The organism is Phyllobacterium sp. P5_D12 (genome assembly GCF_054049495.1).
Genome location: NZ_JBFUMG010000156.1, coordinates 1 through 9,134, shown reverse-complemented (window position 1 = coordinate 9,134; position 9,134 = coordinate 1). Strand labels below are relative to the sequence as shown.

The 9,134-nt window shown below is 55.5% G+C and carries 10 protein-coding genes; all 10 read left to right on the top strand.

All coding sequences use genetic code 11. The features are described 5' to 3' along the window. The coding region (locus ACXJ5O_RS12445; RefSeq protein WP_457300155.1) for a VOC family protein at positions 1–621 on the top strand (621 nt) is incomplete at its 5' end. Next, a complete protein-coding gene (gene kdsA / locus ACXJ5O_RS12440; RefSeq protein WP_457300156.1) occupies positions 618–1,451 on the top strand; it encodes a 3-deoxy-8-phosphooctulonate synthase in 834 nt (277 codons plus the stop codon). The genes ACXJ5O_RS12445 and kdsA, both read left to right, overlap by 4 nt. Positions 1,452–1,554: 103 nt before the next feature. Continuing rightward, entirely contained in the window at positions 1,555–1,914 is a 360-nt protein-coding gene (locus ACXJ5O_RS12435; protein ID WP_457300154.1) for a PRC-barrel domain-containing protein, read from the top strand. Between the two features lie 147 nt (positions 1,915–2,061). Beyond that, positions 2,062–3,339 carry a phosphopyruvate hydratase gene (gene eno, locus ACXJ5O_RS12430; RefSeq protein WP_457300153.1) on the top strand — a complete coding sequence of 426 codons (1,278 nt, stop codon included), beginning with the start codon at positions 2,062–2,064 and terminating at the stop codon, positions 3,337–3,339. A 157-nt stretch (positions 3,340–3,496) separates the two neighbouring features. After that, positions 3,497–3,829, top strand: coding sequence for an FtsB family cell division protein (locus ACXJ5O_RS12425; RefSeq protein ID WP_114430194.1), 333 nt, complete (start codon positions 3,497–3,499; stop codon positions 3,827–3,829). A 128-nt stretch (positions 3,830–3,957) separates the two neighbouring features. Continuing rightward, positions 3,958–4,989: a pyruvate dehydrogenase (acetyl-transferring) E1 component subunit alpha gene (gene pdhA / locus ACXJ5O_RS12420; RefSeq protein WP_224506686.1), complete on the top strand. Its 1,032-nt coding sequence runs from the start codon at positions 3,958–3,960 to the stop codon at positions 4,987–4,989. Positions 4,990–5,002: 13 nt separating this feature from the next. Beyond that, positions 5,003–6,391 carry a pyruvate dehydrogenase complex E1 component subunit beta gene (locus tag ACXJ5O_RS12415; protein ID WP_457300152.1) on the top strand — a complete coding sequence of 463 codons (1,389 nt, stop codon included), beginning with the start codon at positions 5,003–5,005 and terminating at the stop codon, positions 6,389–6,391. Positions 6,392–6,406: 15 nt separating this feature from the next. Then, a complete protein-coding gene (locus tag ACXJ5O_RS12410) occupies positions 6,407–7,771 on the top strand; it encodes a pyruvate dehydrogenase complex dihydrolipoamide acetyltransferase (protein ID WP_457300151.1) in 1,365 nt (454 codons plus the stop codon). Positions 7,772–7,777: 6 nt separating this feature from the next. After that, on the top strand, positions 7,778–8,416 hold the full coding sequence (locus ACXJ5O_RS12405) for an SGNH/GDSL hydrolase family protein (RefSeq protein WP_457300150.1): 639 nt from the start codon (positions 7,778–7,780) through the stop codon (positions 8,414–8,416). Positions 8,417–8,433: 17 nt separating this feature from the next. Continuing rightward, on the top strand, positions 8,434–9,134 hold a 701-nt coding region (locus tag ACXJ5O_RS12400; protein WP_457300149.1), incomplete at its 3' end, for an FAD-dependent oxidoreductase.

The window sequence follows — 9,134 nt, the reverse complement described above, 5'->3', positions numbered from 1 at the left end:
AGTGAAGGCTTCTCTGCTCTTGTCATGGGTACGCACGACGCAATTGGCGATCACAAGGCTTTCGTCAAAGCGGGTATTTCCGCCGGCGATATCCTCAATTTCTCGCGTCCGTTCGTAACGCCGGACGGGAAATCGGATGTGGCGGGATTCCGCTTGGCTTTTGCGGCTGATTTGCGCGCGCCAGACGCTTTCTTCTTCACTTGCGAGCGGGTGAACACGCCCAAGGTTGATCGCACATCGCTGCAGATGCACCGGAACGGCGCGGTTGCACTACGCGAAGTCATCCTGTCCGAAGTCAATCCGACGGATTTCCAGTATCCGCTACAGGAGGTCATCAGCCAGCGCGACGTCAACGCGCACTCATTCGGTATGGATCTGCGTGCCGCGAACGCCAACGTGACAGTGTTGACACCTCAGGGCTTGCAATCGTTTTTCGGCATCGAGGTTTCGGAAACCGAGCGTGGTTTGCGGCTTCAGGCCTTCGTGCTGGCAGTGCGTGACCTCGCTGCGGTTGAAACTTTGTTGACCAGCAACAATATTCCTTTCGAAAAGCGTGGCTCCCGCCTGATTGTGCACAAGGCACCAGGACAGGGTGCTGCCATCGCATTTGAGGCTTCCTGATGTCCCTGAATTCTACGGTTTCCGCCGGCAATGTTGCATTTTCCAACACTGGCCAGTTGTCTCTCATCGCTGGGCCTTGCCAGATGGAAAGCCGTCAGCATGCATTCGACATGGCCGGAGCGCTGAAGGAACTGACAGGAAAACTCGGGATTGGCCTTGTCTACAAGTCGAGCTTCGACAAAGCGAACCGCACCTCGTTGACCGGAAAGCGTGGATTCGGACTGGAGAACTCCCTGCCGGTATTCGCCGATATCCGTAGTGAGCTGGGTCTGCCGACCCTGACTGACGTCCATACGGAAGAGCAATGTATAATCCTTGGCCAAGTGGTCGATGTCCTGCAAATCCCGGCTTTCCTTTGCCGGCAGACTGATCTTTTGATCGCGGCTGCCAACACCGGCAAGATCGTCAATATAAAGAAAGGCCAGTTCCTCGCGCCTTGGGATATGAAGAATGTCATTGCCAAGGTCACAGAAAGCGGCAATCCGAACGTGATGGTCACTGAGCGCGGCGCTTCGTTTGGCTATAACACGCTTGTCTCCGACATGCGCTCCCTGCCCATCATGGCAGGTTTCGGGGCCCCGGTAATTTTCGATGCGACCCATTCGGTGCAGCAGCCGGGCGGGCAGGGTGGCTCAACAGGCGGTCAGCGCGAGTTTGTCGAAACGCTGGCGCGCGCAGCTGTGGCCGTCGGTGTTGCAGGTGTATTCATCGAAACGCATCAGGACCCGGACAATGCGCCGTCGGATGGCCCGAACATGGTCCCACTCGACCAGATGCCGCGGCTACTCGAAAAGCTTCTGGAATTCGACCGGATTGCCAAGGTCATTTGAGCTTTCAGCTAAAGGTTCCTTCGCAGAAAATTAAGTTTTGATGCAACCGTGATGCGGCCTTGCTCATTATCCTCATAGGCAAAGCAAAAGAGGAGAAGAGCAAATGCCAACCAGCTCAGGACATACGAAAGCTATTCGCGCGTCGCGCGTCATTGGTACCAATGTGTACAACAACAGCGGCGACAAGATTGGTGAAATCGAAGATGTCATGCTCGACAAGACCACGGACGGCATCATGTTCGCGGTCGTCGGGTTTGGCGGCTTCCTAGGAATTGGCGAGAAATATCATGCCGTGCCGTGGAAGCTCCTCGACTTCGATGAAGCAACAGGCGGGTATGTTGTGCCCTTCACCAAGGAACAGCTGGAACAAGCCCCAGCTCATGGCATAACCGAACTGACCGAGAATGATGGTCGTCAGGTCCGTGAGAGGTCGTTCACCTATTACAACGATGTAGCAGCTTAAGGCCCTATCTTATGAATTGAGGCCGTCATTGACGGCCTTTTTTCTGTTTTGATCCACAATTCGTCTTTGTGGGGATTTTCCTTGTCATGTTCATTCGCTATTCAGTGGCCAGCCCAAGGCTCAATGCTCATTGAAAGGGAATACTCCATGACTGCTATTGTCGATATTATTKGCCGCGAGATTCTGGACAGCCGCGGGAACCCGACTGTTGAAGTCGATGTCGTTCTCGAAGACGGTTCCATGGGCCGCGCAGCCGTCCCCTCAGGTGCCTCGACCGGCGCGCACGAAGCAGTCGAATTGCGCGACGGCGGTACACGCTATCTCGGCAAGGGTGTTGAAAAGGCTGTCGACGCGGTCAATGGTGAGTTGTTCGATGCTATCGGCGGCATGGAAGCGGAAAACCAGATCCACATCGATCAGACGATGATCGATCTCGATGGTACGCCGAACAAGAGCCGCCTCGGGGCGAACGCAATTCTTGGCGTATCGCTTGCCGTTGCCAAAGCCGCAGCCGAAGCGTCGGGCCTGCCGCTCTATCGCTATCTCGGCGGTCCGAGCGCCCATGTATTGCCTGTGCCGATGATGAACATCATCAACGGCGGTGCGCATGCCGACAATCCGATCGACTTTCAGGAATTCATGATCTTGCCGRTCGGCGCATCTACCTTCGCCGAGGCAGTTCGTTATGGTTCGGAAGTGTTCCACACGCTGAAGAAGCGCCTGAAGGATGCGGGCCACAACACCAATGTCGGCGATGAGGGTGGTTTCGCACCGAACCTCAAGACTGCGCAGCATGCCCTGGATTTTATTATGGAGTCGATCGAGAAGGCGGGTTTCAAGCCAGGCGAAGAAATCGCGCTTGGTCTCGATTGCGCCTCGACCGAATTTTTCAAGGACGATAACTACGTCTATGAGGGCGAGAAGAAATCGCGCGATCCGAAGACCCAGGCGAAATACCTCGCCAAGCTTGTCGGCGATTATCCGATCATCACCATCGAAGACGGGATGGCTGAAGATGATTGGGATGGCTGGAAATATCTGACAGAGCTCGTTGGTAACAAGTGCCAGCTTGTTGGCGATGATTTGTTCGTCACCAATTCGGCCCGCCTGCGCGATGGCATCAAGATGGGCGTCGCGAACTCGATCCTCGTCAAGGTCAACCAGATAGGCACACTTTCTGAAACATTCGATGCCGTCGATACTGCACATCGCGCTGCCTACACCGCGGTTATGTCGCATCGCTCGGGAGAAACTGAAGATACGACCATCGCAGATCTCGCCGTTGCAACCAATTGCGGACAGATCAAGACCGGCTCGCTCGCCCGTTCGGACCGGGTCGCGAAATACAACCAGCTCATTCGTATCGAGGAAGAGCTCGGACCGCAGGCAAGCTATGCAGGGCGCGGTATCTTCCGCAGCGCCTGATAAACTGTCGATCTACGGCAAAATGGCGGGCGTAATGCCCGCCATTTCGTTTTGTCCCGCGCTGTTGGTAATCGCCTGTTAAGCAAAACATTGTCTTATGGACTGGTGAAAAATCGGGCCATCCCGACCTGATTCTTGGGTGTGCGAGTCTATGGAAATGTGGACAAAACAACGAAAAAAAACCAAACGGGGGCGCTTGATCGTTCCGTTGCTCTCCACTCTGTTTTTCGCTTATTTTGGTTTTCACGCATACCATGGCGAATATGGACTCTATTCGACTATCAAGCTGCAAGAGCAAACCCAGTTGCTGCAGGCGCAACTCGACGCGGTCAAGGCAACGCGTTCCGAGCTTGAACGCCAGGTTCAACTTATGCATGATGGTACGATCGAGAAGGATATGCTAGACGAACAGGCCCGCAAGGGGCTGAATGTATCTCGGCCGGACGAAGTCACTATCATGCGTGGCTCCGGCGATTTAGCTATTAACTGAATTCTAGTTAATCGACGTTTTTCTCTGTATTTTTAACATCTTATTTGCATAGCACTTATTCGATTCTGCATATTGTAAGTTCCGCCCCTGCTGCTATTCTCGTCTGACCAATTCACAGGGAGTGAGATATGGCCACGAGGGCGAAAAAAAGCCCTGCGCGTTCTGCGCAGACCTCCGCTATTAAAGCACCAAAACCGATCCAGTTTACCAAGGAACAAGAATTAGAAGCTTATCGGCACATGCTGCTGATCCGCCGCTTTGAAGAAAAGGCCGGTCAGCTCTACGGTATGGGTTTCATCGGTGGTTTCTGCCATCTCTACATCGGTCAGGAAGCTGTCGTCACCGGCATGCAAATGTCGCTGAAGGAAGGTGATCAGGTTATCACCGGCTATCGCGACCATGGCCACATGCTGGCTTGCGGCATGAGTCCGCGCGGTGTCATGGCGGAGTTGACAGGACGGCGCGGCGGCCTTTCCAAGGGGAAGGGCGGTTCGATGCACATGTTCTCCAAGGAGAAGCATTTCTACGGCGGTCACGGCATCGTCGGTGCACAGGTTTCGCTCGGTACCGGTCTCGCCTTCGCCAATCGCTATCGCGATAACGGCAATGTTTCGCTGGCTTACTTTGGTGATGGTGCTGCCAATCAGGGCCAGGTCTACGAAAGCTTCAACATGGCTTCCCTGTGGAAGCTGCCGGTTATCTATATCATCGAGAACAATCGTTACGCGATGGGCACATCGGTTTCGCGCGCTTCGGCCGAGACGGATTTTTCCAAGCGCGGTATCTCATTCAATATTCCGGGAATTCAAGTCGACGGCATGGACGTGCGTGCGGTCAATGCCGCAGGTGAAGAGGCCGCAGCCTGGGCACGCTCCGGCAAGGGGCCGATGATTCTTGAAATGCAGACTTACCGGTATCGCGGCCATTCCATGTCGGATCCGGCCAAATACCGTTCCAAGGACGAAGTGCAGAAAATGCGCTCCGACCATGATCCCATAGAGCAGGTGAAACACCGGTTGATCGAAAACGGATGGTCCACTGAGGACGACCTGAAGAAGATCGACAAGGACGTTCGCGATATTGTGGCCGATGCCGCCGATTTCGCCCAGTCCGATCCTGAGCCGGATCCATCCGAGCTTTACACCGACATTCTGCTCTAAGGGAGGCGCTATCATGCCTGTAGAAATTCTGATGCCCGCGCTCTCGCCGACTATGGAAGAGGGCAAACTGTCGAAATGGCTGAAAAAAGAAGGCGACAAGGTCACTTCCGGTGATGTGCTCGCTGAGATCGAGACCGACAAGGCGACGATGGAAGTCGAGGCTGTCGATGAAGGAACGCTTGGCAAGATCCTCGTTCCGGAAGGAACCGACAACGTAAAAGTCAATGCGGTGATTGCCGTTTTGCTGGGTGAAGGTGAAAGCGCCGATGCTGTCAGCGCGCCGAAGGCCGCTAATGCTGAAGCGCCTGCGGAAGAAGCGCCGACACAGGAAGCTGTGGCGGAAAAGCCAACTGCATCCGTTCCAGCAGCGCCTAAGGCCGAAGTGGCTGCTGACCCGGATATCCCCGAGGGAACCGAGATGGTTTCCACCACTGTCCGCGAAGCGCTTCGCGACGCAATGGCGGAGGAAATGCGCCGCGACCCCAACGTCTTCATCATGGGTGAGGAAGTCGCCGAATATCAGGGCGCTTACAAGATCACGCAAGGCCTGCTTGACGAGTTCGGTCCGCGCCGCGTTGTTGATACGCCAATCACAGAACACGGCTTTGCCGGCGTCGGTGTTGGTGCCGCTATGACGGGTCTGCGTCCGATCGTCGAGTTTATGACTTTCAACTTTGCGATGCAGGCAATTGACCAGATCATCAATTCCGCAGCCAAGACACTCTATATGTCTGGCGGCCAGATGGGTGCACCGATGGTGTTCCGTGGTCCAAGCGGGGCTGCTGCCCGGGTCGCTGCCCAGCACTCGCAATGTTACGCCGCCTGGTACAGCCATATTCCTGGTCTGAAGGTCGTGATGCCTTATTCGGCTGCCGATGCGAAGGGTCTGCTCAAGGCTGCCATCCGCGATCCAAATCCGGTGATCTTCCTCGAAAATGAAATACTTTACGGTCACTCGTTTGATGTGCCGAAGCTTGACGATTTCGTTCTCCCGATCGGCAAGGCCCGTATTCACAAGAAGGGCAAGGACGTAACGCTCGTTTCTTTCGGCATCGGCATGAACTATACGGTGAAGGCGGAAGCCGAGCTTGCGAAGATGGGCATTGACGCTGAGATTATCGATCTGCGGACGATCCGGCCGATGGACATTCCAACAATCATTGAATCGGTGAAAAAGACGGGACGTTGCGTCACGATTGAAGAGGGCTACCCGCAATCTTCGGTTGGAACGGAAATCGCTACCCGCGTCATGCAGCAAGCCTTCGATTATCTCGACGCACCGATCCTGACAATCGCGGGCAAAGATGTGCCGATGCCTTACGCGGCAAACCTTGAAAAGCTGGCTTTGCCAAATGTTCAGGAAATCATCGACGCCGTCAAAGCTGTGACCTACACCGCCTAAGGGGAGGAACCCGATATGCCGATAAATATCACCATGCCGGCGCTTTCTCCCACGATGGAAGAAGGCAATCTTGCCAAATGGCTGGTCAAGGAAGGCGATAAGGTCACGTCCGGTGATGTCATCGCCGAAATCGAGACCGACAAGGCGACGATGGAAGTGGAAGCGGTTGACGAAGGCACTGTGGCCAAGATCGTTGTTCCTGCCGGTACTGAAGGCGTCAAGGTCAACGCGCTGATCGCCATTCTGGCGGGCGAGGGCGAGGACGTCGCGGTAGCTGCCAAAGGTGGCGGTGACGTGGCGGCACCAGCCAAAGCGGATGCACCGAAAGAAGAGAAGAAGGCTGCAGCTGCGCCTGAAGCCCCGAAGCCTGAAGCACCGAAAGCGGATGCTGCTCCGGCACCGGCGGCAGCTTCCGCACCTGCGAAGACGGGCGATCGACCATTTTCGTCGCCGCTTGCACGGCGGATCGCCAAGGATGCAGGTATTGATCTTGCCGCCGTGACAGGTTCGGGCCCGCATGGCCGCGTGATCAAGAAGGACGTCGAGGCGGCGATTTCCGGTGGTGGAGCCAAGGTTGCTCCCGTTGCAGGAGCCGCGCCATCCGCTGCAGCGTCAGCAGCACCGAAGCCAATGTCTGACGATGCAGTGCTGAAGTTGTTCGAACAAGGCTCTTACGAGCTCGTACCGCACGACGGCATGCGCAAAACCATCGCCAAGCGTCTGCTCGAAGCCAAGTCGACCGTTCCGCATTTCTATCTGACGGTTGATTGTGAGCTGGATGCGCTTTTGGCCCTTCGCGCGCAGATCAACGCCGCTTCGCCAATGCGCAAAACGGAAAAGGGCGATGTTCCGGCCTACAAGCTCTCCGTCAATGACATGATCATCAAGGCGATGGCGTTGGCTCTGCGCGATGTCCCTGAGGCAAATGTCTCCTGGACTGAGGCCAACATGGTCAAGCACAAGCATTCGGATGTTGGCGTCGCTGTCTCCATTCCCGGAGGCCTGATCACTCCGATCATCCGCAAGGCTGAAGAAAAGACGCTTTCCACCATTTCAAACGAGATGAAGGATCTTGCCAAGCGCGCTCGCGACCGCAAGTTGAAGCCCGAGGAATATCAGGGTGGAACGACGGCGGTTTCCAATCTCGGCATGTTTGGCGTCAGGGATTTCGCGGCCATCATCAACCCGCCGCACGCGACCATTCTTGCGATCGGTGCGGGCGAAGAACGAGCTGTGGTCAAGAAGGGCGAGATCAAGGTTGCAACCGTTATGTCCGTGACGCTTTCGACTGATCACCGTGCCGTTGACGGCGCCTTAGGTGCAGAGCTTGCGCAGGCGTTCAAACGTCACATCGAAAACCCGATGGGCATGCTGGTCTGAGGCGCCATGAAAACGGTCCTTTGCTATGGCGACTCGCTAACCTGGGGATACATTCCCGATGGATCAGGTCGCCATGCGCTCGGGGATCGCTGGCCRGAGGTTCTTCAAACTGAACTCGGGTACGGGGTTCATGTCGTTACCGATGGTTTGAATGGCCGAACGACGGCTTTTGACGACCATTCGTCCGGTTTCGAGCGCAACGGCGCCAAGACGCTGACCACAGTACTTGGCGTGCATTTTCCGCTCGATCTCGTTATCATCATGCTCGGTAGCAATGACATGAAGAATTTCATTTGCGGCAACGCTCAAGGGACCAAACGCGGTATGCAGCGCTTGATCGAGATTGTCCGCACGGCGCCGTATCAAATGAACGCAAAGGCGCCGAAAATCCTGATCATGTCGCCTCCGGCCCTTACGGCGATTGACGAACTGGACTTCCAACGGACTTTCGAACAGGGCATCGAACAATCAGGCCTACTCGCCACCGTTTACAAAAATGCTGCTGAACTTGCCGATTGTGCATTTTTCGATGCGGGATCAGTCGCCAGAACATCGCGATTAGATGGCGTACATCTTGATGCAGAGAATACACGGGCAATCGGTAAAGCCATTGCACCCATCGTTCGAGATATACTCGAGCTTTAAGCAGGAGGACCAAGGTCTTGGCCAATAATTACGACGTGATCATCATTGGTTCGGGCCCGGGCGGCTACGTTACCGCCATCCGCTCCGCACAACTTGGTTTCAAGACCGCGATCGTCGAGCGTGAGCACCTTGGCGGCATCTGCCTGAACTGGGGTTGTATCCCGACCAAAGCCTTGTTGCGCTCGGCAGAGATTTTTCATTATGGCCAGCACGCCAAGGATTACGGCTTGACCATCGAGGGAAAGATTTCCGCGGACGTTAAAGCAGTCGTTCAGCGTTCGCGTGGCGTTTCTGGCCGGCTCAACGCCGGCGTCGGATTCCTGATGAAGAAGAACAAGGTCGACGTGATCTGGGGAGAGGCCAAGCTAACCAAGCCCGGCGAGATCATCGTCTCGAAGACTACGAAAAAGCCGATGGAGYCGCAGCCGCCACTGCCGAAAAATGCTTTGGGCGAAGGTACTTACTCGGCTAAGCATATCATTCTCGCCACTGGCGCCCGCCCGCGCGCACTGCCGGGCATCGAGCCGGATGGCAAGCTGATCTGGACCTATTTCGAAGCCATGGTGCCGCCGGAAATGCCGAAATCACTGGTAGTCATGGGATCTGGTGCAATCGGGATCGAGTTCGCGTCGTTCTACCGTTCCATGGGCGCGGAGGTTACTGTCGTCGAACTCCTGTCAAACGTGATGCCTGTAGAGGATGCCGAAATCTCAGGGAT

Excerpts from the sequence above, each read along its gene's own strand:
- pdhA (WP_224506686.1), top strand. The coding sequence starts at position 3,958 with ATGGCCACGAGGGCGAAAAAAAGCCCTGCGCGTTCTGCGCAGACCTCC.
- ACXJ5O_RS12415 (WP_457300152.1), top strand. The coding sequence starts at position 5,003 with ATGCCTGTAGAAATTCTGATGCCCGCGCTCTCGCCGACTATGGAAGAG.
- ACXJ5O_RS12425 (WP_114430194.1), top strand. The coding sequence starts at position 3,497 with ATGTGGACAAAACAACGAAAAAAAACCAAACGGGGGCGCTTGATCGTT.
- ACXJ5O_RS12410 (WP_457300151.1), top strand. The coding sequence starts at position 6,407 with ATGCCGATAAATATCACCATGCCGGCGCTTTCTCCCACGATGGAAGAA.
- ACXJ5O_RS12435 (WP_457300154.1), top strand. The coding sequence starts at position 1,555 with ATGCCAACCAGCTCAGGACATACGAAAGCTATTCGCGCGTCGCGCGTC.